The following is a 26,189-nucleotide window of genomic DNA, read 5'->3' as shown; positions in this document are numbered from 1 at the left end:
CTCGATCATTGGAATTACCTTAGGGTGATCCGATGAATGCCAAGGGGTGCATTTTTAGCTGCGCCGCTGGCGAAGAATCTTATGAAGTATTTTCGGCAACCTGATATAATGGGAAACGTAACAAATCAAACAAAAACGTTCTTACCGAGGTGAAGAAATGAAAGAAAACGTAAATTCGCATCAGCCGGCCATGCACGGCTATCATGCGAAGGATATGAAACATTGGAGCCCGGAGACGGATCCGAACGCCAAATATTTGCGTTCCCGGGTTCCGCTGGCAAAACGGATTCCTCCGTTTGCGGCAACCCAGGCCAATCCGCAGCTAAGTCCGAAGCCGCAAGTCATGAACTTGGCCCCGGACTACAACAACAGGAAGACCTCGTATAAATACAACGATACGTTTTGCTGCAATTTGCTGAAGTTTTGGCATTATACCGATTTTTACGGCTCCTGGCACGGCTTGCCGGTCATCGGCTCCCCGGCGGACAATCCGGACTATGGTGTCATTAATATTCCGAATCCCGCGTATACCGACGCGGCTCATCGCAACGGCGTATTAAGCCTTGGATGCTGGTTCTGGCCAAGGGAGGTCCAGTTCTCCGAATTGCTCGAACAGCTGCCGGACGGCTCGTTCCCAATTGCGGACAAAATGATCGAGATGGCCGAATATTTCGGATTTGACGGTTATTTCTTCAATCAGGAAGCGGCGGTTTCGCCGGAGGATGCCGCGAAACTGCTCGATATGGTCAAATATTTGCGCAAAAAAGCGCCCGCTCATTTCCATATCCAATGGTATGATGCCATGCTGCCCGACGGATCGTTGCGTTATCAAAATCAATTCAACGGAAAAAATGCGCCTTGGATGATCGACAATGGCGAACCGGGCATCCACAGCATGTTCGTCAACTATGCTTGGAACGAACAAAGAATTATCGATTCCGCCGAATTCGCCAAAAGCCTTGGACTTGATCCTTATGAGGTGCTGTATCCAGGTACGGAGAATTATAAATACGCTTACAATCCGCCTTACGATACGAGGGCGATCTTTCCGGAAGGCGGCGAGCCGCGTACGAGCTGGGCTTTGTTCGGCACCGATTTTACATGGGACCGTTACGAAAACAAGCTGGATCCGGACGACCAGGAGGCGGTGCACCAGCGGGAAAGACGGTATTGGTCGGGACCGACCGAAGATCCGACCGACCGCGTCGGGCGGACATTGTACGAACCGTACCCGGATCCGTATCATGAAGTCGATCCTTGGAATTATCGGAAGTGGGACGGCGTTGCGCATTACATTCCGGAGCGTTCGGTGATCGGCGGTTATCCGTTCGTTACCCGGTTCAACACAGGCCACGGGAGAGCTTTCTACTTGGAAGGAAATGTCGCGGGCACGAAGGAATGGAATAACGCCGGCATTCAGGATATTTTGCCAAGCTGGCAGTGGTGGGTTCGCAGCGGCGGTTCCGAAGCGCCTCTTCGCGTTTCATACGATTACGGCATAGCCTATAACGGGGGCTCTTCGCTGAAGGTTTCGGGCATGCTTGGACCGGATAACCGAACGGAGGTCAGGCTGTTCAAAACAAAGCTTGCCGTATCGCCGGAAGTTGACTTGTCGGTAACGTATCGAACGGATGCGGCGGCGGACGCAGCGTTAAACGTGCAGGTCGGGCTTATTTTCGAAGACGATCCGGCTCATTTTGTCTGGCTGGACATCGGCGGCGGCACAGGCGCTGCATGGGATAGGAAGACGGTTAATTTAGAGCCGTACTCGGGAAGAACGATTGCCGCAATCGGACTTGGATTGGAGTCAGCTTCAAAATCCGAACATTCCTTCCATATCGGCGAGCTGGCTCTGACCGAAGGGTCTGCACCTAAACCGCATGCACCAACGGGATTCCGTGTGGATCAGGCCTATTTTGCCGGAAACGAAGCGGAACTATTTCTGTCATGGGATTTTGAGCCGTCCGGCATCTGGTATTACGAGATTTGCCGGCTGAATGCTGACGGAGACAAAATGGTTGTCGGCAGAATCTACGATGAAGTGTATTATGTGAAGGGTTTGGAACGAATCGGCGACGAGGCCTCAGTCGAGCTTGAGCTGACGGGAGTCGGCTTCGACGGAACGGCGAGCGACCCAGCGCGCCTGCAAATTGTGTTTGGTTAACGGAATGGGGCCGTCCCGGAAGGTGTTGATCACCTGATGGGTAGTCCCCATTTTTTCTTTTTAGACATAAGGACGTATAAACTTAGAGTCCCGCCAAGGGCTGGACGAACGCCACCGAGACAAGCGCCCCAAAAAAGTAAACGGGCATAGGCATCCGAACAAGATTGATCAGGGCATCTGGAGTATATTAATATCAACTTCCGGAAAGGAGCGATAGCGCATGTCATCATGTCGCCCGTATTGCCCAACAGCTCAGGTGGTTGATCCGCCAGTGCAAGTGTACCGAGACTATTACCATCCCCAAATCGTTCAAGTCATTCACCCCGTCGAAATTATTAACCGACACCATTGCGTTCCGGTCCCTCAACATTGTTATACGTATTCCGTCAAAAACGTGGATGTCGGCGCCGCCCACCATCACCACCACCACCCTCATCACCATCATCACCATCATCACGGCAAAAAATAATGACGACCGCAAGACGGATGCCGTATATGTGCGTAATAAAGCCGCTCCCGGTGAAGATCACCCGGGGGCGGCTTTATGTTGGAGGGTTGTCCTCTTCTCTAATGGCGGAATGACGAGCCCGAGCCGCACTTCAATGAAAGAAGGCTTGTTAAGCCGTGCCGTGCGTGACGCCGGACTCGGTCAAATATTGCCGGTAGGCGATGCTCATCCGGTCGCATTTGAGCGACAGCTCGATCTGCAGATCCAGGGGCAGGTCTTCCGGCTTCTGGTTTTCTACGATCGGCTTGTCCTGGGCAAAGATCAGATTCTGGAACCGGATAACCTCTTCATCGGGAATACCGGTATCGTAATTGAACGAGATCACACCGAAGGCGATCGACTTGTCCGCATCGACCGGAAGAACGGTCAACAGAATGGACATCAGCTGCCCGGTTTCTTTGTCGCGCTTCGTAAATTTGACCGATAACGGGCTTAATATTTCATAAGTGTAATACACGTGCTTGGCAATACCCGACCCGTCCGGATCCGGCTGGAAAATCGCGATTTCTTCGGAACGGATGCCGTCTTCATCGCGAATGACCCGATAATCGCCGATTTCGGCATGTGTCGAAACGCCTAGATAGCCTTCATGCACGAAAGCCAGATGGCCGACGTCCAGAAAATTTTCGACGATGCGCGGCGGCTTGGCATGAACCTCCTGTGGGCCCCAGATGACGTTATGGAATGAGGGGTCTCCAAACTCAGGTAATGCGATCATTGCCGGATCGTTGCCGCTAAGGTTAACCCAAACGAAACCGTACCGCTCCATGCAGCCGTAAGCCGTGGCACGAGCTTTGCCCGGAATCGCTTGCTCTGCAGGAAGCTGCGGGATCTTGACGCAGGCCCCCGTCGAATCATACTCCCAAGCATGATAAGGGCAAACCAGTTTGCCGTCGCGCACGCAGCCGAGCGACAATGCTGCGCCGCGGTGAATGCATAAATCCCGGAAAGCGTGAATGCCGTCTTCCGTACGGAACACGGCGACGCGTTCTCCCATAACGATAGCTTGGACAGGCTTCTCCTGCACGTCTGCGGAACGGCATACCGCGATCCAACCTTGGCGCAGCACCGTATCTTGAACGATCATGTCAACATTCCTTTCTTTTTCACGATAATTGTATAAGTATATTCTAGGCCGTAGGGGGAGGGAAGTCAACGAAAATCCGAACATTAATTACGTCCATATAATGAAATGTACGTTTTTTATGTACAATACGACAAGTTTCGACTATAATGTTACGTATCATGCACAGGATAAGCTAACAACAACAAACCTTGAGGAGGCCACACAGAAGTGGAACAACAAAAGAACGGCGCCAATCTAGTCGTTGGCGTAGATGACAAAATCGGGGCGGGTCGCGCGTTTTTGCTTGGCTTGCAGCACGTGCTGGCGATGGACCTGTACATCGCGCCGATCATTATCGCCGGATTGCTGGCACTGGATCAGAGCAACACCTCGTTTTTCATCCAAATGTGCTTTTTGGCAACGGGCATCGCAACGCTCATTCAGACCGGGGTGGGCATGAAGCTGCCGGTCGTGCAAGGCCCTTCCTACGTCCCGATCGGAGCCATCGCTGCCATCGGCGGCAAGCTGGGACTTGGCGCCATGGCCGGAAGCTTGATCCCCGGGGCGATTATCGTTGCGCTGCTCGGCTATCCGCTGAAATGGTTCGCCAAAGCGGTTCGCCGCATCATCCCGCCGCTTGTCGGCGGCACGGTTATCGTCATCGTCGGCATTGCGCTGATGCCGATCGGCATGGGCAACATCTACAACGCCAAAGGGGATATCGGCACGAATGTGCTTATTGCAGCGATTTCCGCCGCCGTTCTTGTCGTTTGTATGCTTCTGGGACGGAAAATGCGAGGCACCGGCACGTTTTTCCGCCTCGTCTCGGTTATCATTTCGATCGTTGTCGGTACGATCGCTGCATCGTTTTTCGGCTCCGTTGATTTCACGCCGGTGCAAAACGCCGATTGGGTATCATTTCCGAAGCTGTTCCCGTTTGGCGCACCGGTATTCAATTGGGGCGCTACCCTTACAATGGTGTTCGTCTACCTGATCATTTTGATCGAAACGACAGGCACTTGGTTTGTCGTCTCCTCCGTAACGGGCAGCGAGCTGACGGAAAACCGATTGAACCGCGCTGCTGCAGGTGAAGGGCTTGGCTGCCTCGTCGGCGCTTTGTTCGGCGGCACGCCGATGACCGGCTACTCGTCCAACGCAGGTCTGATCGCCGTTACCGGCGTTGCAAGCCGCAGAGCGATTATGGCTGCCGGCATCCTGCTGATCGCGCTTGGCCTTGTGCCGAAGCTGTCGGCGGCGATTACGTGCATTCCCGAGCCGGTCATTAACGGTATCTTCGGCATCGTCTGCGTGGCGATTGTGACGAACGGCATGAAAGTCATCCAGCACGTCGAGATCAACGAACGGAATATGATGGTCATCGGCTTGCCGATTCTGCTGACGATTGCCGTAACGGTGCTGCCGAAGGATGTATTGTACGGTCTTCCGGATTTCGCGAACTACATCTTGTCTTCCGGCATTACGGTCGGCGCGTTGGCCACGGTCGTCTTGAACCTGATCATCCCCGAAGGGAAGAAGCAGGCGGCTGTCAGCCAACCGAGTTAAGTGGAACCATGTGCTTTCAGGTTGAACATTGAATAGAGGGTCGAGTGGAACGTTTTCCGCTCGATCCTTTTTTTCGAGCCGATAAGGGTTGTTGACAAAAACAAAAAAATCATATATCTTAAATTTAAGATAATTAATTTCAAAACATTCAATGCTGTTGGATTCGATCATCAATAAACGTTCATACTAAATAACGAAAAGGAGTTTTGTACGATGACAACGACATGGCGCACGATCGAAGGCATTTATAAAGGAGCACCGTTCCATATGGTTGGGGACGGGTTTCGCGTATCGAACTATTTTCCGTCGGGAACGAATTTTCAATATCGCTTCAGTCCGTTTATACTGCTCGATTATAATGCACCTTACGAATTTCCGCCTAGCAGTGAAGTAAGAGGGGTGGGGGCGCATCCGCACCGCGGTTTCGAGACGGTAACGATCGCTTACGAGGGGCATATCGAGCATCACGACAACCACGGCAATCACGGCATTATCGGGCCTGGGGACGTGCAGTGGATGACGGCCGGCTCCGGATTGCTTCATAAGGAATACCACGAGCGGGAATTTTCGAAGCGGGGCGGCTTATTCCATATGATCCAGCTGTGGGTGAACCTGCCGCGGGCGCACAAGATGCATCCTCCGAAATATCAGGAGCTGCTGAAGGAGCAGATGGGCCGGGCCGAGCTGCCGAACGGCGGCGGTACCGTCCGCGTCATCGCCGGCGAGTATGAAGGGGTCAAAGGCCCTGCGCAAACGTTCACCCCGATTCATCTGTTCGACATTGCGTTCAAGGCGAACGGAAGAGCTGAGTTCAACGTGCCGTCTTCCTTCAACACCGCCGCCCTGGTGCTGCGAGGGAACGTGACAATCAACGATACGCAAGCCGTGAAGGAAGGCGACTTCGTCCTGTTCAGCAATACGCCTGGGAATATCGCTATCGAAGGCTTAACCGACGATACGCTTGTCATTATTTTAAGCGGGGAGCCGATCGACGAGCTGATTTACCAGCACGGGCCGTTTGTAATGAACAGCCGGGAGGAGATCATCGAAGCTTTCCAGGATTTCCAATCGGGCAAAATGGGCAGCATGGATTTTTAAGATGAGGCCGCGACTCCAATCCCACTGTAACGGTGGTTTTGGAGTCTTCTTTGTTTAACTGCTCCATTTTCGTTCCTTCCAACGTTTTAAGGTTGGCAGTTGACGGCCCAGAATGGCGCGTGCTTCGGCTTCCGGCATCCCTTCTTCGGTCATGAACGGCACGCAAACTTCGATCATTTGCTCCATCGTGAGCTCAGGCTGCTTAAATGCGCCTTCCTCGTAGCAGTACACGCAATACTCGGCGGTTTTGGTCCCGCCGGCTTCCGTGCCGTATACGTTTTCGTCCGGCAGGGGCATTCCGCAGCTTTGACAGTGGATTTGGCTCATTGTAGTTCCTCCCGTATTTGAAATGGATCTCTCACGACCATCATACGGGAGTAAACCGGACAACTGTTTGTCATGTTTATTGAATTTAATTATTGGTGCCGTAGAGAGCGGCGATCGAAGCGGCGGAAGCGCCCAAAATATCGCGAATATGCTGTGGGCGAAGCACCTCGACGGATGGCCCGAGACCGAGCAAGAAGCCGTGCAGCCATTGATTTTCCGGCAGGCTGGCCTTCACGATGCCGTGATTGGGACTGTCCGGGTCGTCCTGCAGCGATTCCACGCCGAACCATTCTTCGATGATCTGCACCATGCTTTTTTCATAACGAAGCACAAGCTCAATGGGGGGAAGCTCGTTCCATTCCTTGTTCCACGGCGGTTCCTCCAGCTCGATCGGCTTGCGTTCGAAGGTGGCGCCGAGGGGCTCGATGTCCTTGATGCGCAGCACTTTAAAAAAACGGAACTGCTGACGTAGCAGGCAGTAAGCGTAGAGATACCATTTTTGCCCCTTGAAGACGAGGGTGTAGGGTTCCGCTTCGCGGCGGGTAAGGTTGCCTTCGGCGCTATAGTAGGTAATGAGGACGCGTTGTGATGTTTGAATCGCTTCTTTGAGCAGGCTCAGCTTGCCCTTCTGTATGGGATCGTCGCCCCAGGGACTGTAATCGACGAATAATTGCTCCGTTCTGGATTTGAATCGATCGTATTCGCCATCGGGAATGATGCCTTCGATTTTTTGCAGCACGGCATCCGCATGGCGGTCGTCGTAGGAGGAGGAAACGCTGCGGAGCGCGATCGCGATGGAGGCCAGCTCATCGTTCGTCATGACGTGTTTGTCCAGCTTGTAGCCGTCGGCGATCGCAATGCCGCCGTTCACGCCTTGATACGTGACGATCGGGATACCCGCTTGATTGATCGTTTCGATATCCCTGTACACGGTGCGAACCGATATTTCGAACATGTCGGCCAAATCTTTGGCCTGAACCCGTTTTTTGTTGATCAGAATCATGACCATGGCCAGCAGCCGGTCGAGCTTCATCGGAGTCATCGTCCTTCCGCGATAGGTTGCGGCGCGTTCGTTAGCGCCGGTTTGCCGTTGGTTCTAGCATAACGCAGCGCGGAGCGGAACGGAAGAGCGGAATAGAAAGGCTGCCCGGGCAGTTGGCGGGGAAGGTGGTAAGGCTGAAGGTATGGAATGGATGAGGTGGCGGATAGTTGGCTTTAGGGTATGGCGGCCGTTATCGACCGGTGAATCGGCGGATCGGGTCGAGATGGGCATGCACCCCTTCGGCATAATGAACGAGCGGCGCCGCCGCAAGAAGCGGGATGTTCAGAGCTTCGGCCATCGTGTTGCTCGCGACCGTGGCGGCGGCGCGCTGAAGCCTCCATGGCATATGATGGACATCGCCGCTAATCAGCGTTGCTGCGTTGTGCCGCGGCGGCTGGCAATACATGCGGTAACGCTCCGTCAGCCAATGCTCCAACGTATCCGGTTCGCTGAGATAAGGGGAGGATATCGGCTCATATTCACAGTTGAATACGGCGATGCTATTTTGCGGCGATGCGCGCCTGCATTGGATGGACATGCGCCTATTGTGCGTTTGTAGCGAGATGTCCGCCTTATAGGTGGGGAGCCGGAGCGTCAGTCTGGACCCGGCAAAGAACAGAGGGTCGGAAACATCCATGCTGAATATGTAGATCGAAGGTTTTTCGCCGTCGCGGACATACGTGCGGACATTCAATTGGTTGAACGGGAACGGGTAGGGCAGAAAAGGCAGGAATCGCATGCGTATCCCGCTCATCCGAAACGCGACGATGCCGAGCCAGGCTTGATCCTCGAACGTATCGATTTCAAGCGGCTCGGGAACAAGATCGCGAACCGCTTGGACGGAAACCGGCCAGTGGGCGAACAGCAGCCGGCTCCACGTTTGGGATATGATCCATTTTCGCCCGGCGATCTTCTTGGGCGTCGAGCGGGTATAGTTCGACATATCCGGCACCTGCCATTTCTTCATAATCTGGAGCGAAACGTTCGCCAGTCGATGCTTCGCCTTCCCGTTGGTCGCGGGGAGCCCCCGGCGTGCGGCTGCACAGCGCCTGCGCTGCCGCCCTGCATCTGCCCGGCGCCGCCGCGCGCAGAAGCCCCGGCGCTCCCGGCGAGCTGCTGCCCCGCGCCTGCGCTGCCGCCCTGCATCTGCCCGGCGCCGCCGCGTGCCATGGCTCCGCCGTTCGCGGCAGCTTGCTGCCCCGCGCCAGCGCCGCCGCCCTGTATCTGCCCGGCGCCGCCGCGCGCCATCGCTCCGCCGCTCCCGGCGAGCTGCTGCATAGCGCCGGCGCTGCCGCCTGGCGCCTGCCCGGCGCAGCCGCGCGCGGAAGCCCCGCCGTTCCCGGCGAGCTGCTGCCCCGCGCCTGCGCTGCCGCCCTGCGATTGCCCGGCGCCGCCGCGCGCCCCAGCCCCCCCGCTCCCGGCGAGCTGCTGCATGGCCGCGCCTGCGCTCCCGGCGAGCTGCTGCATAGCGCCTGAGCCACCGCCCTGCGGCTGCCCGCCGCCGCATGCCATCGCTCCGCCATTCCCGGCGAGCTGCTGCGCCGCTGCGCCTGCCGGCGCTCCGCCGACAGCGGCACCTTGCGCGACGCTCCACTGCGGGGGCGGCGGGCCATACGCCAGCGGCAGCTGCGTAAGCTGGCTCGTCGGCTCATCCAGCGCGACGAGGTCGCCGGGATTCAAATCGCGCAGCGATGTTTTGCCGAGCGCCCGGATTCCCAGCTTCATCTCTTCCGTGTAAGAGGTGAAAAAATTTTGCAGCGATTGCGCAGCCTTATCGACATCGAAGGCGTCGTCCAATTCGCCGGGGTAATACGCAAGCTGGGTCGGCGGCTCCCACGGAACCGCCTTCGTCACTTGGTCGTGCGTCATTGCCCATAGCAGCGACGTGCCCATATAGATGCCGTCTACGCCAAGGGCGAGCGCCTTCAAGCATTCGCCGGGCATCGAATAGCCGCCCCCCGACAGCAGGCTGATGTGTTCCTTCACACCGCGCTGTTGCAAATAACGGATCGCCCGGCATACGGCATACATCGTCGGCAGCCCGAAGTCGTCCTCCAGAATCGGAGGCCCGCCTTTTGTCCCGGCTTGCGAGCCGTCGATGCTAATGAAATCGACGTTCGCCCGGATGATGATCTCCAAATCCTCCTCCAAACGCGCGCTGGCGCATATTTTCACTCCGATCGGAACGCCGCCCGTTATGCCTCGCAGTTTCGTAACCAGCACGCCCAAATCCTCGGGACGTTGAATTTCCGCATGACGGGCGGGAATGACGGTAGGCCCGTTGCCCTTCAGCTTCATGATTTGCCTCGCTCGGCCTGTGATGTATTCCGGCGGAATCACGCTCGCCGTTCCGACCGTAGCGCCTTGCCCGATATGGATTTCGATCGCATCGGCCTGCTGCAGAATCGCAGGTTCTTTGTTCCAGTGGGCGGAATTGTATTGAATGATCATATACTTGGCGCTGCTTCGCTCCTCCGGCAGAAATCCGCCTTCCCCCGTGTTGGTCAGCGAGCCGACTGCGGCCGTTCCGCGGGCCATGGCGACTTTCACCCGCTCGCTGACGCCGATGCCGTATCCCATCGCCCCGCACATGATCGGAATGTCGAGCTTGAGCGGTTTTTTGGCAGCCGGGCCGATCGTAATGCTCATGTCGACGCCCGCATCCTCATGCGCCGGAAATATCGCAAGCTGGGCGGGCGAGAACATCAGGCCGTCATAATGGAGATATTTGCGCGGTGAACCGAAGGGACGTTCAATAATCGCCCCGGAAGCGGCGCGAAGGCTGTTTTCCACGACTTTGGTCGGGCTCGTTCGCGTGAGCGCGGTGACCATCTCCCAAATATTTTCCGGATAGCGTTCGTTCATCAGCGTCGTAATGAAATGTTTCAACAATCGCTGAACGAGCGGTCGAAACTGCCCCATGGCAATCATCACAACGAACAGTATCGCGATTAAAGCGCCGACAAACGACCAAACGATCGGCCATAACCATTGTCCCATGAGCTACACCCGTATGTTCAAATTAAATGCCGTTGATGCTCCGGTATTCCCGATATACAAAAACCATATAAAGTCCCATGAGCGTCAGGTAAGCGATAATGCTGATATTTCCGTACATGCCCCTGTAATGGCTGAACATGAGGCCGAACGCAATGGAGCCCATGCAACCCGCAATGGCGAGCCAGGATAGGCCCGTTTTGCTTGCGCGGCTGTCCCGGCAATTCGGCATCGCGGCTTTCTTTCGACGCAAAGCCGCGAATAAGACGGCGAAAACGATAAACTGCAAGGCGATAGACAAAGGCATTAACCCGAAATCGCTGAATTCGATCGCGTCGATTACGTTTCTGTACGAGACCATGGAGAGGATAACGACCAGCAATCCGGTCATGCTATTAAATTCGCGGTGGCTGCCCAGTTTGGTGAAGGAGGCGATGCCCTGTAGAACGGCAAAATACAACGTGACCATCTTGATCAAAGATATCGGCATCCAGATTGAAATCAGAATCAAATCGACCCGGTCGAGGAAATCGGTGACATGCACCTGCTGAACTAGCACCCACCCGATATAGTTTACTTTGCCCGCGGTCATCGGACTAATCACCGTGAGATACAAAAAGACCCAGATCGTGAGCGTAAACGCAGATAAGGCAACGGCCAGTTTCATGGAGAAATAAAAACCTTTGGCCTGCCGGATGCTGTTCAGAAACGCCCCGAATACGATCAAGTCGTCAAAAGCGCCGAGGCTGAGTATTCCGCCGACCACGGGATGCTTCCACCCATCGGCCAACGCGGGCTGCAGGAAGTGAAAGTTAATCTCGTTGATAATAAAAACCGGCTGCAATATATTCAGCACGACAAACAACGGAAAGAACAGCTCGTTCGTTCTGGCGACATGCTCGATCGTCCCCCGTCCGAAATAAACGAGGAGCGATACGAAGATGACGGCGATGAACTCTTTGGGGGTACGCAATAAAATCGACGAATTGAAATAGTCGACATACAGGCGAATGAGCCGGGCAAGATCATACATCAAATAGGCGGTCAGCATGAAATTGAGCAATCCGCCGATTCCCCGGCCGCAAAGCTCGTTCGAAATCCCGAATATATTTTTGCCGGGGACCGCCGAAGCCAGCCGATAGAGCAGGAATGCAATGACAAGGGCGTACAGGGTCGCAAAAGCGAACACGAACAACGTGTCTTGCGCGGATGATTTGGCAAGCGTCGAGGGCAAACTCAGCATATTGGCGACAATAAGCGACGAGCTGGCTAGCATCATCAATTGTTTGTTGTCTAGCTTTCTTTGGGCATCCATGCAACTACCCCCTTTCCACCGCTTGGCCTACGATTTCATTCGCTTAAAGAAAGGAAAGACATGATCGATAATCCAACGGGGGATATATAAATAGGTTCCGCCCGTGCAATAGATAACCAATAGTATGACCGCAAGCGCTGCGATCGTATAATACAGTCCTTTGCCGCCATGTTGAAGCAGCTTTCGATCGGTCAGCCAGGAGCCGACGAAAAACAGGACATAAAATAGGACGAACAATTTGTTGAACGGCATGAAGGCCCCTCATTTCAACACATTTTCGCGCAGCATTCCCATCCGGTAGATTTGGCAATCGACTTTGATTTGAAAGGTGCATGTCTGAAATGCGGCATACCAATTTTCCTTCAAACCGGAATTCCATCGGTCGGGAAAGGATCGGTACAAGGATTGCCCGAAGCCTACGGCATCGCTTTTTTTCTGCTGCAATACGCGAATGGTCTGCTCCATCTGACTGCGGATGTTTTTCTCGATCGCTTCCTCGATTTTGCTCAGGTTGGCGGGGATGCCCAAATCCTTCTTCAGATTGGACTCCACAACGGTCGCTTCAGCTTTTACGGTAATATCGAAACGGATATCTTTGCCCACCAGAACGGGCTTGATGCTCTTTTGGGCGTGACTGATCTCGACGGCCACGCGCTTGTTGTCGACCTGAGCGATTTCCGTGTACGGTCTGAATTTGTCCGCCAGCAAGCGCAGACCGAGGGCATCTTTGCCCTTTAACACACCGACCATTTTTCCGTAATGCGATATCGCAAATCCCGACGCTTGAATGTGGCTGGAGCTGGCTTTTTTCAGCGGGGGATCCACCACTTCGAAATAAGGGTAATATACGTCTACCCCTTTTGTATTCACTTTATTGAATACGTCTTTTAACCGGGTCGGCAGCGTTGCGTTCGATTGGACCAGCTCGCGGATTTCCTCAACCGAAAATCGTTCGATCCGGGTCGGCGCGTTCATCAATTCGTAGGCTTTGCCTTTCGTAATGGCAATAAAAGTGGTCATTCGGCTTTCCGGATGACGGGCGATGCCGTCGAACATGTTCGACAAGTCCGACCTGGCGAACTCTTCGCCGATCAATATCAGCCTGCGATGGGAAAAATAAAGCTGCCGTGACAATCGCGTCTGCAGCTTGCTCGTCGCTTCGAATAATGTTGTTCCGACCTCGGTATCGATCGCAAACGGCTTTTGGCCGCCGCTCCCGCCGCCGCCCCCGGCAGGCCCGCCCAAGTTGCCGGGCAGCGGGAACAGCACGCTGACCCGATAGCCGTTCGGCTCCTTATCGATGGCGGTCGTCAGCACGATGGCAATGTCGTTGATCTCGCGACGATCCCAGCACCCTGCCAGGAACAGAGTGCAAAGGAAGACAACCATGCATTTATGTATCGTTTTAATTTTTTTCCGAATGGCCATGTTCGTTTTTTGCCCCCGTTTGTCCTTTCTCCGCGGCGATATCGGCGGTCACGGTGTCTCCCAGCCGATCGGCATGCGCGACGCCCATGTAGGACGGACGCTTCCGCATGTTCCACCATGGCGCGCGAAGCAGCGTATCCTTCAAATCCGGAACGGACATCGGACCGAGCGGCGATAAATAAGGAATGCCGAAGGAGCGCAGGCGGGATAAATGTCCGAAGATAAACATGATCCCGATAATGATGCCGAGCAAGCCGAAGATCGAAGCCAGTACCATGAGCGGGAAACGCAGGATACGGATTGAAATCGCCGCGTTGTACCGCGGCAGTGTAAACGACGCGATGCCGGTAACCGACACGACGATAACCATCGCGGCGGATACGATGCCGGCCTGTACGGCCGCTTGGCCGACAACGAGAGCACCGACGATGCTGACGGCTTGCCCGATCGTGCGGGGCAGCCGGATGCCCGCTTCCCGCAAAGCTTCAAAGGCGATTTCCATAATAAAGGCTTCGACGACGGCCGGGAAAGGAATCGGCTCGCGTGATGTCGCGATGCTGAGCAGCAGGTTGGTCGGGATCATCTCCTGGTGAAATGTCGTGATCGCGATATACAAGGAGGGCGTAAGCATCGCCACGAATAAAAAAATAAACCGAAGGATCCGCAGAAGCGTCGCGTAAAAAAACCGTTCGTAGTAATCCTCGCTAGCCTGAATCCATTGCCAGAACAACATCGGCGCAATGATCACAAAAGGCGTTCCGTCGACGAATACCGCGATGCGTCCTTCCAGCAGCGCGGCGGCCGTCGTATCCGGCCGTTCGGTATATTGCACTTGCGGGAACGGAGAGAAGCCTTGATCTTGAATCAATTCTTCGATATAACCGGTTTCCAGAATACCGTCGATTTGGATCTTCTGGATCCGCATTACCACCTCATCGATGAGAGCGGGGTCGGCGAGATGCTCCATATACGAAACGACGACGTTAGTATTCGTGTCGCGCCCGACGACAAGCGGCTTCATCTTCAGCCGCGGCGATTTGATCTTCTTGCGCAGCAGGGCGGTGTTCGTGCGCAGATTTTCGGTATAGCCCTCACGGGGACCGCGGATGACCGATTCCGTCTCCGGCTCGGATACGGAACGGTGTTCGGAGCCGCGAAGCCCCATGGCGATGGCGGTAACGTTGCCGTCGACAAGCAAGGCGCTATCGCCCGACAACACTTGCGACAACAAATCGCCGAAGTTGTTCGCTTGCGACACTTGCGTCACGGGCAGCGAAGCGTTCGTAATTCGATCGATTAAAGTATAGCTTTCGTTGTAGAACATCAACGATTTGACCGCGAGATCGACGGCATCGGTTTTGGCTAATCCGTCGATATAGACGATAAGCGCACGAGGGCCTTTTTCGATTTGAAACAGCCTGACGACGGCATCGGAGCTATCCTTGAAGATGTCGTCCAGGAACTTCTTGTTCTCATCGATCGAGACGAACAACGGAACCGACTTCAGCTGATCGATATACAAACGGTCCTCATAAGGCTTCTTGTTCGGTTTCGGCTTCGTTTTATGTTGATTCATCTTGGTCGTTTCAGCCCCTATCCTGCCCGCACAATTGCGTTTAGTATCGCCAGCTTTCCCGTAATTATGCAAATTTGGGTGCGTAACAGCCCGGTAGCCCGGCCGAAATAAACAAAGATTAGGCCGCATCATTAACGATGCGGCCTGGAGCTTATCGGATGGAACCGACACATGTGTTTTTGCCGGCTATTTCTTGGCGGCGAGCCAGTTGGAAAGCGCCGCGATTTCGTCGTCCTTCAGCTGACCCTTGAAAGCAGGCATGCCGCCGCGGCCGTTGCCGATCGTCGTTGCGATCTGATCGGCGGTCAACGCTGCGCCGACTTTCTGTAGATTCGGGCCTACGCCGCCTTGCAGCTGATCTCCGTGGCAGCTGATGCAATTTTGCTTGAATACGGCTTGTGCATCGATTGTGGTTGTTGTTCCGCCGCCGGTTTGCGGAGCGGGAGCGGGTGCCGTCGGTTTGTTGCCGCAAGCGGCGATGCTGCCGGCTAGAACGAGCATAAGTGACACGATGCCGACGGCTTTTACGATACCGGCATGTAAGGGTTGACGTTTCATCGGAATATGCCTCCCTGTAATCAGATACTTTCGAGAATGAACCAACGCAAGAAAGTTCTGAGGTTATAGGTTTCATTTGCGTCGACGTTAGCTTTTCCGTATGATAGAATTTATAATCATTTTTGTTACGTGTTGAAAGGTGGATGACGAATGGAGAACGCGGAGAATAAATCTGCTGCTTCGAATTTCATTAGAAATATTATCGAACATGACGTGGCGTCAGGCAAAGTCAAACAAGTCGTAACCCGGTTCCCTCCAGAACCGAACGGTTATCTGCACATCGGACATGCGAAATCGATCGTTCTGAACTTTGATCTGGCGGACGAATTCGGCGGCCGGACGAACTTGCGTTTCGACGATACGAATCCGGTGAAGGAAGACATGGAGTTCGTCGAATCGATCCAAGCGGACGTCAAATGGCTTGGTTACGAATGGGACAACTTGCGTTTTGCGTCGGAATACTTCGAAGAGATGTACGAGCGCGCGGTGCTGCTCATCAAGAAAGGCAAGGCGTTCGTATGCGACCTGACGGCGGATCAAATTCGGGAAACGCGCGGAACGTTCACCGAACCGGGACAGGACAGTCCTTACCGCAACCGCTCGATTGAAGAGAATTTGGCGTTGTTCCAGCAAATGCGCGAGGGCAAGTTCAAGGACGGCGAACGGGTGCTTCGCGCCAAAATCGACATGCAGTCGCCGAACATCAACCTGCGTGACCCGGTCATTTACCGCGTCGCTCATGTTCATCATCATCAAACGGGCGACAAATGGTGCATTTACCCGCTTTATACGTACGCACACCCGATTGAGGATGCCATCGAAGGCGTCACGCATTCCATCTGTACGATCGAGTTTGAGGATCAGCGTCCGTTCTACGATTGGGTGGTCGAGCATTGCGAAATGGAAAGCGTGCCTCGCCAATACGAGTTCGGCAAGCTGACGCTCACGAATACGGTAGGCGGCAAGCGGAACCTGAAGCGGCTCGTCGAGGAAAACTTCGTCGACGGCTGGGACGACCCGCGTCTGCCGACATTGTCCGGCTTGCGACGCAAAGGTTATACGCCGGAAGCGATTCGCGCCTTCTGCCGCGAAACGGGCGTGTCCAAAACGAACGGAACCGTCGACGCCCGCATGCTGGAGCATTACATTCGGGAGGACCTGAAGCTGAAGGCGCTTCGGACGATGGCCGTTCTGCAGCCGCTCAAGGTCGTCATTACGAACTATCCGGAAGGGCAAACGGAGATGCTCGAAGCGGAGAACAATTCGGAGAACGAAGCGATGGGAAGCCGTCAAATTCCATTTTCCCGCGAGATTTATATTGAACGCGACGACTTTATGGAAAATCCGCCGAGCAAATATTTCCGCCTGTTCCCAGGCAACGAAGTACGGCTCAAGCACGCTTATTTCATCCGCTGCGAGGAAGTCGTCAAGGACGATGCCGGAAACGTTGTCGAGCTGCGCTGCACGTACGACCCCGAGACGAAGAGCGGCTCCGGCTTTACCGGCCGCAAGGTGAAAGGGACGATACATTGGGTCGACGCTTCGCAAGCGGTGCCTGCGGAATTCCGGTTGTACGAACCGCTTGTGCTCGACGGCGATCAGGAAGAAGGGGAAACGATCTTCGACCGGCTCAATCCGAACTCGCTGGAGATCGTGCACGGCTTCGTCGAGCCGAATATGGCGGACGTTCAGCCGCAAGAGAAGTTCCAATTTTTCCGCCACGGGTACTTCAATGTGGATCCGAAGCATACGAAGGACGGCAAGCTTGTTTTTAACCGAATCGTATCGCTGAAGAGCTCGTTCGAAATATAAAATAGGAAAGGCTGTTGATGCAGCCCCGTCAGGGGCTTGGCACCAACAGCCTTTTTTGCTTGCCGATTCGTTATTCTCCCTGGCCGACTTCCTCCGTCAGCTCTTTGAATGTTCTGACTTTACCATGCGGTTTCGGGTTTTGCTTGCGCATCTTGTCTTCGTTTTCCCGTCTTCGTTTGGATTGGCTCACAGGAAGATCCTCCTCATTAAGCGAATTGCGGATGTCTTGCGCTCCGCTGTACTAGTATGTTGTGCGATAAGTCAAAATAATCGCCGCCGGTGGCGCAAATGCGGAGCGACCGGGCGCCGGCGCCGCGGTACCGGGAAGCCGGTTTTGCGGTTTGGCGGACGGCAGTCCATACCGCTGCTTGTCCCGGTTCTGTTCAAATATAAGAAAGTATAAGTTTCACTCTATACTTGGCTTAAATTTCTCGGTAAACGACGCACCGTCAGGACGGCGCCAGCCGTTTATCCTTGATGCATCTCCTGCGGGCAGCCGCAGGACGAAGTTTATCGCCACCTCAAACCATGATGTGAGTCGCGGCGCCGATCGTGGCGATGACGGCGCGGTCGGCGTAAGGCCGCTCCCATCGTGCGGAAGGGTGTGGCTCGCGGCCCGTGGAAATCCGGTACAGGTAGACATAGTCGGGATTCGTCGTTTGATCGAGCAAATAGGCGGAGCGAAACGCTCCGCGCCGGCGGTGCGCGTTGAGCTCGGCAATCATGCGATCCTCCGGGACGATGCCGATGCCGTGGCCGAAATAATAGACTTCGTTCATTTTAACCGCGTTTTCTCCTTGCCATTCCGGCGTTGCCGGATCAAATTCCGGATTTTTAAAATAAACGATATCGCCGGCGAACATTTCCCGCCCTCCATAAATCGTCGTTAACCTGAGGTCGCTGTCATAATGCCAGGAATACAAATAAAGGCGGGCGAAATACTGATTGAACAAGTCGTCGCCGATCGTCTCCAGCACGGCTTTGTACAAAACGATGACCATAGCGACGGCGCATTCGAACGCATAGAGCCTCCCGTTCATGAAAATATCGCGAATCGCCCTCGCCGGCGGCATGTTCGGCCTCAGACGGAATCCGCCCTCGCGGGTCAATTGCCAATAAGCCGGATTGCACCTGGAATCTTCGAACGTGGCGAAACTGGCGTGGCTTTGGAACAACGCCCGCGACGCCTCGACGGTTTCGGCGCGCACGCGCAGCTCGAAGCTCAGCTGATCGACCGTTTGGTAGCGATATTCGATCGGGCTGTTCTGCTTTTTCACGAAAATATCTCGCTCAAGCCCTCTGAACATCGACGGATTGAGCTGCGAATAAGGCGTCATTTCGTAGACGACAATCATGTGAGCACCCTCTTTCCCGGTAAACGATATAGGCAACAAACGATATAGCCATTATATGAGCGGAAGCGACAAAGAAGACCGGGAGGGTGCTTTCTTTCACGGGGCCTGAGCCGTCTTGTCCGCAATAGATCGGTATTAAGTCGTAAAGGAGTTTATTCCCTTATGTCGAATGGTGTAGGAAAATCCGTAGTTTGGGAGGGACTTTTTTTGAAAATAAACGTGGGCAAAAAGCTTGCATTCAGCTTTCTTGTCATCTTGGTCATTATGTCGATGGCGGGAACGATTTACTCGCGCGGGATCACGCAGCTGGAGGAAAGGATCGCCTCCATCGAGTCGCAATGGATGCCCAAGGTGGAAGCGGCCAGTCAAATCGATAACCATTTGCATGAGTTGGCTGGGCTTACTTTGCGGCATTTGAACGCGGACGATGCCGAAGCCCGTGCTGCCCTTGAGAAGGAGCGGGCGGATATTATCGCGGGCATCGAGCAGGGGATCGCCAAATATGCGCAGGCGGCTCAAGCGATCGCCGCGGAAGACTCGGCGGAGGAGCGGAAACTGTCCGAACGCCTGCTTACCGAGTGGAAACAATTCAAACAGGCGAACGACAGCAATATCGAGTTGAACCGAGGCAAAGACTGGCAGAAAGCGATGGACGCTTACGCCCAATCCGAGAAGTCATTCGACTCGGTGAACGCGACGATTGATTCGCTCGTCGGGCTGAACCAGTCGGGCATCAGGCAAGCCGTGGCCGATTCGAGGGAGATCAGCGGAGGCTCGAACTCGCTTGGCACGACGATCGGCCTCATTGCGTTGGTTCTGGCGATCCTGATCGCGGTGTGGCTGACGCTGAATTTGACGCGTCCGCTGCGCAAAGTGACGGCGCAAATCAAGGGAGTGTCGGACGGCAGGCTGGACCTGGCGGATGTGCAGGTTCGCAATCGGGACGAGATCGGCGAGCTTGCGGCGTCGCTGAACGACATGGTCGGCAATTTGCGCATTTTGATCTACCGGGTCATGATGGCTTCCGAGCAGGTCGCTTCTTCCTCGCAGCAGCTGCTTGCGAGCGCGCAGCAAACGACCGCAACGACCAATCATATTGTCGCTTCGGTGCAAGAGGTGGCGGTCGGCTCGGAAACCCAGCAGCATAGCGCCGGAGAGACGGTTCGGGCGATGGAGGAAATGTCCGTAGGCATTCAGCGGATCGCCGAAGTGTCCGGGGTCGTGGCCGAGGCGTCGACGGGCGCCGAGACGGAAGCTGCAGGCGGCACGGAGGCGATCGAACAAGCGGTGGCCGGCATGGATTCCGTGACCGAAACGATGCGCCAGTTGGAGGAGACCGTCAAGAGGCTGGGCGAGCGGTCGGAAGCGATCGGACAGATGGTCGATCTCATTACGAATATATCGAACCAAACGAATTTGCTCGCGCTGAATGCGGGCATTGAAGCGGCACGCGCCGGGGAACACGGGCGCGGGTTTGCCGTCGTCGCGCAAGAGGTTCGCAAGCTGGCTACGCTGTCGCAGCAGTCTGCGCAGCAAATCGTCGCTTCCATTGAAGAAATTCAGCGCGATACGACGTTTGCGGTAGAAGCGGCCGGCCGAGGCACGGCCGATGTGGCCGCCGGAGCCCAAGCCGTACGGGAAGCGGGCCGCTCGTTCCATGCGATCGCGGCTTCGATCCGCAGCATGAACGAGCAAGTGCACGAAGCTTCGGCCATTTCGCAGCAAATGGCGGCGAGCTCGGAGGAAGTGACCGCTTCCGTTGTCGAGCACTCCGGCATCTCGGCCCGATCGGGTGACTTGATTCGCAGCATTGTGACGAGTACCGGGCAGCAACTGTCGGCGATGGAGGAGATCTCCGCGTCCACCGATGCGCTGAGCAAGATGGCGCAAGAACTGCAAGAGCAAATTCAATCGTTTAAGCTTTGAACCTCTCCCACCTATAGAGGATGGGAGATTCTTGGAAACAGTCAGCTACCACCAACTTCAAACCCAAGCTATCCCCGTCGTTCCGATGGTTAAGGCATTATGCCGACAGCAATCTTTTCGCTTCGCGAAGAATATTTCGACTTGCATTAAGGTCACGGTTATGGTTCGTTCCGCAGGACGGACACTGCCATTCCCGAAGGTGAAGGTCTTTCACCTCTTTATGCCGGTATTCACATACCGAGCATAGTTGCGATGATGCATAGGTTTCGCCTACAACGATCAGCGTGCGGCCGTACCAAGCTGATTTATATTCCAGCATGGTGCGAAACTGCCTCCACGATACTTCCGTGATCGCTTTAGCCAATCGGTGATTTTGTAGCATATTCGTTACCTGCAAATCTTCAATCGCAATCAGGTCGTGGTTTTTGACAAGATGCGTTGAAATTTTATCCAGGTAATCCTTACGGGCGTTTGTCAGGCGCTCATGGATACGAGCTACCTTAATCCGCTGTTTATTCCAGTTCGCCGATCCTTTCGTTCGTCTTGACAATTTACGATGCTCACGGATCAGCTTCTTCTCAATCCGGCGCAGGAACCGCGGATTACCATATTCTTCGCCGTCTGAACAAACGGCAAATTGCTTCAGCCCCAGGTCGATTCCGACTTCCTTGTTCGTCTTCGGCAGCGACGTCACTTCGACTTTAGCAAGAATAGACACAAAATATTTGCCCGCCGGACTGCGCCGAATCGTTGCATGAATGATCCGCCCTGCGACTTCTCTAGACTTGGCAAATTTGACGAGTCCAAGCTTCGGCAATTTGACGGTACGACCGACGATCGCGATGTTGCCGTTCGTTTGTCTGGTGGTGTATGACTGGACGGGATTTTTCTTGCTTTTGTACTTTGGTGCGTCGCTTTGCTTCTTGAAAAACCGTCTATAGGCATCGTCCAAATGACGAAGTGCAGATTGCAGCGCGATGCTATCGACTTCCTTAAGCCACGGCATTTCCTGTTTCATTTGCGGCAATTGAGCCGAGCAGTCGCCGTAGCTGAGATCCTTCCCGGTTTCCCGATAGGCTTGATTGCGTAAGGAAAGGAAGTGGTTGAACACGTAACGGCTACAGCCGATCGTTTTATGGATCAGCGTTTGCTGCTCTGGGGTTGGAAAAATCCGATACTTGTACGCTTTCTGCACGATCATTCTTATTCACCCCTTTATGCTCAATTATACCACAAGGGAAGGTTTATAGGAATATTTGTTCTCATTTTTAAGCCAGGAAGCTAAAATCAAAACCTGTCCGATTCATCCCCTACTTTAAGAAGTAGGGGTCTTCTCGAACTCTAAGATAAAATCGGACAAACAAGCTTTGTCCGCATCCCAGAAGATCGGCCGTACGGCGCAGGCGTAACGCTTTCGCAGGACGGCCGCTCTTTTTTTTGACGAAACGGCACAATCTATTGCTTAATCTGTAAATGAATGCGGATAATTGTATTGCAATTATCGTGTGTCATGGTAAATTAAGGTTAGCGATACGATCCAGAACTAGAAATCGAGGGGGTAAATCGCGGTGGTCATGTATGGTCCGCAAACCTATGTGAAGCTGCTGGGACGACGCGTCAAGGACGATATCTACAACAGCTACGGCGTGTTGGTTATCCCGGCGGCGACGGAATTGTCGCGGGATCATTTGCACAAGCTTGAATCGCATCGAATATGGATTACCGAATATGATACGTATACGCCGGATCAGCCTGATGAGTCTTTCCTTAACCAGGACAAAGCTCCTGCGAAGACGGTGTATCAAGAGCATGCCCGAGCCGTCGATGAAACTGTGGACCATATTAAGCACATTTTTGACCAAATCCGTGTATCCAAGCAGGTAGCGGTTGCCGAAATCCGCAACGAAATCGTTCCGATCATTCATGAATCGACGGAGCATCCGAACTTGTTCGGCTTGTTTGCCTCCTTGCAGGCAAAGGATGACTATACGTACCGGCATAACATTGGAGTGGGGGTAATTGCCACATTGCTTGGCCGATGGCTGAATGTCAAGGACTCCGATTTGCTTCAGCTCACTACGGCAGCTACGCTGCATGACGTCGGCAAGACGAAGGTTCCGCTCGAAATATTGAACAAGCCCGGCAAACTGACCCAGGACGAATACGCCGTAATGAAGCGGCATACGATTTGGGGCTACGAAATGATCAAGGAGACGGTAGGCACGACGCATCGTCAAGCGCTCGTCGCCTTGCAGCATCATGAACGTCTGGATGGTACAGGCTATCCCTTCGGCATAAAGGGCGATAAAATCGATTTTTTCAGCCGCATTGTGTCCGTAGCGGACGTATTCCACGCGATGATGTCGAAGCGGGCGTATAAAGAGGAGTCGCCTTTTTATGAAACGCTGCGGCAGATGAAACAAAATGCGTTCGGCGAATTCGATGCGCTGATCGTCCGTTTGTTCATGGACAAGATGATGCAGTCACTGGTCGGCAACGACGTGCTGCTGACCGACGGGAAAATGGGCAAAATCGTCATGATCAACCCGCACGATCCTCTTCACCCGCTTGTTCATGTGGACGAGCGGTTCATTGATCTTAGTAAAATCGCGGCTTTGCATATAGACAAAGTATTGGCTTAAAGCAATAAAGGCTCTCCGTCGGAATGTTCTCCGGGAGAGCCTTTATTACAATATAAGAAAGTATAAGTTTCATTCTATACTTGGCTTATATTTCTCGGTAAACGATGCGCCGGTCAGGGCGGCGCCAGCCGTTTATCCTTGTTCGGCCGGCTTAGAACTCCAGGCCTTTCCACACCATAAGCGCCGCTCCGGTCGCGACGGCGTCTTCCTTCAGTTCTCCCTTGGAGAAAACCGGCTGGTATTCGGGGTAATAATAAGTATGCTTGCGAGCGACCTCAATCGCCGTCTTGTAGAACGATTCGTGGGAATTGATCAAGGCTCCGCCGAGAATGATGGCTTCCGGATGGAACATATTGATCAAATTGGCCAGCCCGATGCCGAAATAGGACGCGGACTCAGCGAACAAATCCATGACGTAGCCGTTTTCCTGCGAAAGGGCCTGCAGCAGCAAATCATAGCGGATTTGCTCCGGTGTTACGGCATAAGCTTCCGCAAGGCGGCCGCGGCCGAGCTTGGCATGCGCCTGTGCCGTCTTCTCCAGCGCCTGCACCGATACGTAAGCTTCCAGGGCGCCATAGTTGCCGCCGTCGTGCAGCCTGGGGCCGCCCGCTTGGATGATCATCTGGCCGATCGCGCCCTCCATGTCGATGGAGCCATGTACGATTTGGCCGTACGACATCATCGCCGACCGCAGCCCTACGCCGGCATGGACGTAAAGCATATGCTGCAGGTTGGAGCGGCGCATCGTCCACTGTTCGCCCAAGAGGGCGGTGTTCGCACCGTTTTCGAGGTAAGCCGGAATGCCGCTTTTCTCCTGGAGCATCTCGCAGATCGGGACGTTCACCCACCCTTGAGCCGGGAAATAGAGCGGCTTCAGGATAACCCCTTTGTCCCGGTCGAGCGGCCCGACGGCGCCGATCCCGATCCCGATCACTTGGCGCGCTTCGATCCGGTGATCGTTCAGGATCGATCTCATATTCGCATATACGTGATCGACAAGCTGGGCGGGCGTCATCGCCTCATCCATGCGCCAGCGGGTAAACGACATGGGGTTCATATGCATATCGAAAAAACCGAGCGTCGAAATGCGCCGGGATATTTCCAAGCCGAAAAAATAACCGTAGGCCGGATTCGTTTCGTACAGGATCGGCCTCCGGCCTCCGCTGGACGGACCCAAGCCGGAAGCGAGCAGCAGCTTCTCCGTAACCATCTCGTCGAGGAGGCGGGTTAACGTGCTGCTCGTCATCGCGAACTCCGACAGCAATTCCGCTTTGGACACGACGCCTTTTTCGGCGATACGGACATAGATCAGCTTTTTCGAAGAAGGCAAAGCGGTATTGAATGGTTTGCTCATTGTGAATCCTCACTTATCCGAGTAATCGCATAGGAAATAATATATTAGCATTATAGCGTATTTTACGGTGTGCAGGCTACAACTCATTATACGATGAAATCCGTATGGTTTTACAGAAAACGTCATAATGATAATAAGTAGGGGGGTGAATGGAGAGTCAAATGAATATATGGTAGAGTTCTTGTGATAAATCGTGTATACTTAATACCAAAATGAAATAAAGATAGAAGAGTAGAACGGAGGAGGAGAGACAACATGCTGACGTCAAAATGGAAGCTGCTCGGTTCTATCTTTGTTACTTTTCTGAAAATGAGTCCGGTTACGTTCGGCGGAGGTTATGTACTCATCCCCGTAATTGAGCGGGAGGTCGCGGAGAAACGCGGCTGGCTTCGTTCGGAGGAGGTGACGGACATCGTCGCCGTGTCCGGTTCGATTCCGGGGGCGGTCGCGATTAATTCGGCCACCTTCATCGGCTATCGGATCGCCGGAGTCTCCGGAGCGATTGCCGCATTGCTAGGAATATTGCTCCCTGCGTTTATGATCGTGATGGCCTTATCGGTCTTTTATATGCAAGTAAAAAGCGAGCCGAAAATCGAGGCCGCGTTTATGGCGATTCGGCCGACGATTGTCGCATTGATCGCGTATGCCGCGATCAAAACGTGGAAAACGGCGGCGGTCGATCGTTTGTCGGTGCTGCTCATTATCTCTACGGTGCTGCTCATGTGGTTCGGACGCAGCTTCGTCCATCCGGTGTTTCTGCTTGCAGGGGGTGCCGCAATCGGCATGGTCGCCGTTAAGGTTCGCGCGATGCTGGGCAAAGAAACGAAAGTGAAAAAAGAAGAGCATGTCGTATATGACTATATGATCTGAATGAATGGGGAATGGTTATGCTGATTAGTTTATTCGTCACCTTCTTCTTCATCGGACTTGTTTCCTTCGGCGGCGGATATGCGATGATTCCGCTCATACAGGAAGAAGTGATCCATCGCCATCAATGGATGGATGCCTCCCAGTTGACGGACATCGTTGGCGTTGCCGGCATGTCGCCGGGACCGATCGCGACCAACATCGCGATTTTCGTCGGTTACCGGGAAGCGGGTGTTATCGGCGCGATCGTCACGACGCTTGCGATGGTATTGCCGTCGCTGATCATCATCCTGACGGTCGGCGCGATATTTTTCAAGCTGTCCGACCATAAGCTGGTTCGTTCGTTCTTCTATGGCGTGCGTCCCGTCGTCACCGGGCTGATTATCTACGCGGCAATCGTGTTTGCGCAGAATAGCGGGCAATCGCCCCTGTTATCCTGGTTTACGCTCAGTCAGTTTCTTATCTTCGCGGGATCATTGTGCGCTTTGATGTTTTACCGCAAACATCCGCTTGCGATTATCCTCGTCTCGGGGCTTGTCGGTATAGCGTTGTATGCATGACAACGAATCGGATCGCTCTTGCAGCTTAGGA

Annotated in this window: 22 protein-coding genes and 1 pseudogene; 9 read left to right on the top strand and 14 right to left on the bottom strand. The window is 54.2% G+C overall.

All coding sequences use genetic code 11. From position 1 onward, the window contains the following. The first annotated feature begins 157 nt into the window (after positions 1-157). On the top strand, positions 158-2,164 hold the full coding sequence (locus tag AC0LWM_RS05135) for an endo-beta-N-acetylglucosaminidase (protein ID WP_474673821.1): 2,007 nt from the start codon (positions 158-160) through the stop codon (positions 2,162-2,164). 271 nt (positions 2,165-2,435) lie between these two features. Further along, positions 2,436-2,633: a hypothetical protein gene (locus tag AC0LWM_RS05130; RefSeq protein ID WP_474673820.1), complete on the top strand. Its 198-nt coding sequence runs from the start codon at positions 2,436-2,438 to the stop codon at positions 2,631-2,633. Between the two features lie 148 nt (positions 2,634-2,781). Here the strand turns inward: AC0LWM_RS05130 and AC0LWM_RS05125 are convergent, their stop codons facing one another. Next, positions 2,782-3,759 (bottom strand): aromatic ring-hydroxylating dioxygenase subunit alpha, encoded by a 978-nt coding sequence (locus tag AC0LWM_RS05125; protein WP_474673819.1) that lies wholly within the window; start codon positions 3,757-3,759, stop codon positions 2,782-2,784. 207 nt (positions 3,760-3,966) lie between these two features. On the opposite strand from AC0LWM_RS05125, the gene AC0LWM_RS05120 reads away from it, so the two are divergent. Both AC0LWM_RS05120 and AC0LWM_RS05115 read left to right on the top strand, forming a co-directional pair. After that, positions 3,967-5,301: a uracil-xanthine permease family protein gene (locus tag AC0LWM_RS05120; RefSeq protein WP_474673818.1), complete on the top strand. Its 1,335-nt coding sequence runs from the start codon at positions 3,967-3,969 to the stop codon at positions 5,299-5,301. Positions 5,302-5,514: 213 nt separating this feature from the next. Next, a complete protein-coding gene (locus AC0LWM_RS05115; RefSeq protein WP_474673817.1) occupies positions 5,515-6,399 on the top strand; it encodes a pirin family protein in 885 nt (294 codons plus the stop codon). A 54-nt stretch (positions 6,400-6,453) separates the two neighbouring features. On the opposite strand, the gene AC0LWM_RS05110 is transcribed toward AC0LWM_RS05115, so the two are convergent. The 9 genes and pseudogenes from AC0LWM_RS05110 to AC0LWM_RS05070 all read right to left on the bottom strand — a co-directional run bounded on the left by AC0LWM_RS05110 (position 6,454) and on the right by AC0LWM_RS05070 (position 15,642). Continuing rightward, the gene (locus AC0LWM_RS05110) at positions 6,454-6,726 is read right to left on the bottom strand and encodes a zinc ribbon domain-containing protein (protein ID WP_474673816.1); all 273 of its coding nucleotides are present in this window, start codon (positions 6,724-6,726) and stop codon (positions 6,454-6,456) included. A gap of 85 nt (positions 6,727-6,811) precedes the next feature. Continuing rightward, positions 6,812-7,768, bottom strand: a complete 957-nt coding sequence (locus AC0LWM_RS05105) for a helix-turn-helix transcriptional regulator (protein ID WP_474673815.1) — start codon at positions 7,766-7,768, stop codon at positions 6,812-6,814. Positions 7,769-7,958: 190 nt separating this feature from the next. Further along, positions 7,959-8,711 (bottom strand): YqjF family protein, encoded by a 753-nt coding sequence (locus AC0LWM_RS05100; RefSeq protein WP_474673814.1) that lies wholly within the window; start codon positions 8,709-8,711, stop codon positions 7,959-7,961. A 668-nt stretch (positions 8,712-9,379) separates the two neighbouring features. Further along, a pseudogene (locus AC0LWM_RS05095) lies at positions 9,380-10,768 on the bottom strand (FMN-binding glutamate synthase family protein); the annotation flags it as partial. 22 nt (positions 10,769-10,790) lie between these two features. Then, positions 10,791-12,080 (bottom strand): GerAB/ArcD/ProY family transporter, encoded by a 1,290-nt coding sequence (locus tag AC0LWM_RS05090; protein WP_474673813.1) that lies wholly within the window; start codon positions 12,078-12,080, stop codon positions 10,791-10,793. Between the two features lie 27 nt (positions 12,081-12,107). Continuing rightward, the gene (locus AC0LWM_RS05085; protein ID WP_474673812.1) at positions 12,108-12,332 is read right to left on the bottom strand and encodes a hypothetical protein; all 225 of its coding nucleotides are present in this window, start codon (positions 12,330-12,332) and stop codon (positions 12,108-12,110) included. Between the two features lie 9 nt (positions 12,333-12,341). Then, positions 12,342-13,508 (bottom strand): Ger(x)C family spore germination protein, encoded by a 1,167-nt coding sequence (locus AC0LWM_RS05080; RefSeq protein ID WP_474673811.1) that lies wholly within the window; start codon positions 13,506-13,508, stop codon positions 12,342-12,344. Beyond that, positions 13,486-15,084 carry a spore germination protein gene (locus AC0LWM_RS05075; protein ID WP_474673810.1) on the bottom strand — a complete coding sequence of 533 codons (1,599 nt, stop codon included), beginning with the start codon at positions 15,082-15,084 and terminating at the stop codon, positions 13,486-13,488. Before AC0LWM_RS05075 ends, AC0LWM_RS05080 begins: the two co-directional genes overlap by 23 nt. 186 nt (positions 15,085-15,270) lie before the next feature. Then, entirely contained in the window at positions 15,271-15,642 is a 372-nt protein-coding gene (locus AC0LWM_RS05070) for a c-type cytochrome (protein WP_474673809.1), read from the bottom strand. 150 nt (positions 15,643-15,792) lie between these two features. Between AC0LWM_RS05070 and AC0LWM_RS05065 the strand changes: the two genes are divergently transcribed. Further along, positions 15,793-17,454 carry a glutamine--tRNA ligase/YqeY domain fusion protein gene (locus AC0LWM_RS05065; protein WP_474673808.1) on the top strand — a complete coding sequence of 554 codons (1,662 nt, stop codon included), beginning with the start codon at positions 15,793-15,795 and terminating at the stop codon, positions 17,452-17,454. A gap of 70 nt (positions 17,455-17,524) precedes the next feature. Here AC0LWM_RS05065 and AC0LWM_RS05060 read toward each other — a convergent pair whose 3' ends face one another. After that, on the bottom strand, positions 17,525-17,644 hold the full coding sequence (locus AC0LWM_RS05060; protein WP_474673807.1) for a DUF6254 family protein: 120 nt from the start codon (positions 17,642-17,644) through the stop codon (positions 17,525-17,527). A gap of 331 nt (positions 17,645-17,975) precedes the next feature. After that, on the bottom strand, positions 17,976-18,809 hold the full coding sequence (locus AC0LWM_RS05055; protein WP_474673806.1) for a protein-glutamine gamma-glutamyltransferase: 834 nt from the start codon (positions 18,807-18,809) through the stop codon (positions 17,976-17,978). A 207-nt stretch (positions 18,810-19,016) separates the two neighbouring features. On the opposite strand from AC0LWM_RS05055, the gene AC0LWM_RS05050 reads away from it, so the two are divergent. After that, positions 19,017-20,735, top strand: a complete 1,719-nt coding sequence (locus AC0LWM_RS05050) for a methyl-accepting chemotaxis protein (protein WP_474673805.1) — start codon at positions 19,017-19,019, stop codon at positions 20,733-20,735. Between the two features lie 97 nt (positions 20,736-20,832). On the opposite strand, the gene tnpB is transcribed toward AC0LWM_RS05050, so the two are convergent. Continuing rightward, positions 20,833-21,936: an IS200/IS605 family element RNA-guided endonuclease TnpB gene (gene tnpB, locus AC0LWM_RS05045; RefSeq protein WP_474673804.1), complete on the bottom strand. Its 1,104-nt coding sequence runs from the start codon at positions 21,934-21,936 to the stop codon at positions 20,833-20,835. A 373-nt stretch (positions 21,937-22,309) separates the two neighbouring features. Here tnpB and AC0LWM_RS05040 point away from each other — a divergent pair, with 373 nt between their 5' ends. Further along, positions 22,310-23,377, top strand: coding sequence for an HD-GYP domain-containing protein (locus AC0LWM_RS05040; protein ID WP_474673890.1), 1,068 nt, complete (start codon positions 22,310-22,312; stop codon positions 23,375-23,377). Between the two features lie 151 nt (positions 23,378-23,528). Here AC0LWM_RS05040 and AC0LWM_RS05035 read toward each other — a convergent pair whose 3' ends face one another. Further along, the gene (locus AC0LWM_RS05035; protein ID WP_474673802.1) at positions 23,529-24,731 is read right to left on the bottom strand and encodes an ROK family protein; all 1,203 of its coding nucleotides are present in this window, start codon (positions 24,729-24,731) and stop codon (positions 23,529-23,531) included. A 255-nt stretch (positions 24,732-24,986) separates the two neighbouring features. Between AC0LWM_RS05035 and AC0LWM_RS05030 the strand changes: the two genes are divergently transcribed. Together AC0LWM_RS05030 and AC0LWM_RS05025 are read left to right on the top strand one after the other, a co-directional pair. Beyond that, the gene (locus tag AC0LWM_RS05030; protein ID WP_474673801.1) at positions 24,987-25,601 is read left to right on the top strand and encodes a chromate transporter; all 615 of its coding nucleotides are present in this window, start codon (positions 24,987-24,989) and stop codon (positions 25,599-25,601) included. 17 nt (positions 25,602-25,618) lie between these two features. After that, a complete protein-coding gene (locus AC0LWM_RS05025) occupies positions 25,619-26,158 on the top strand; it encodes a chromate transporter (protein ID WP_474673800.1) in 540 nt (179 codons plus the stop codon). The last annotated feature ends 31 nt before the right edge of the window (positions 26,159-26,189 follow it).

The organism is Paenibacillus sp. sgz302148 (assembly GCF_056120465.1).
This window is presented reverse-complemented; position numbering and strand designations above follow the sequence as displayed.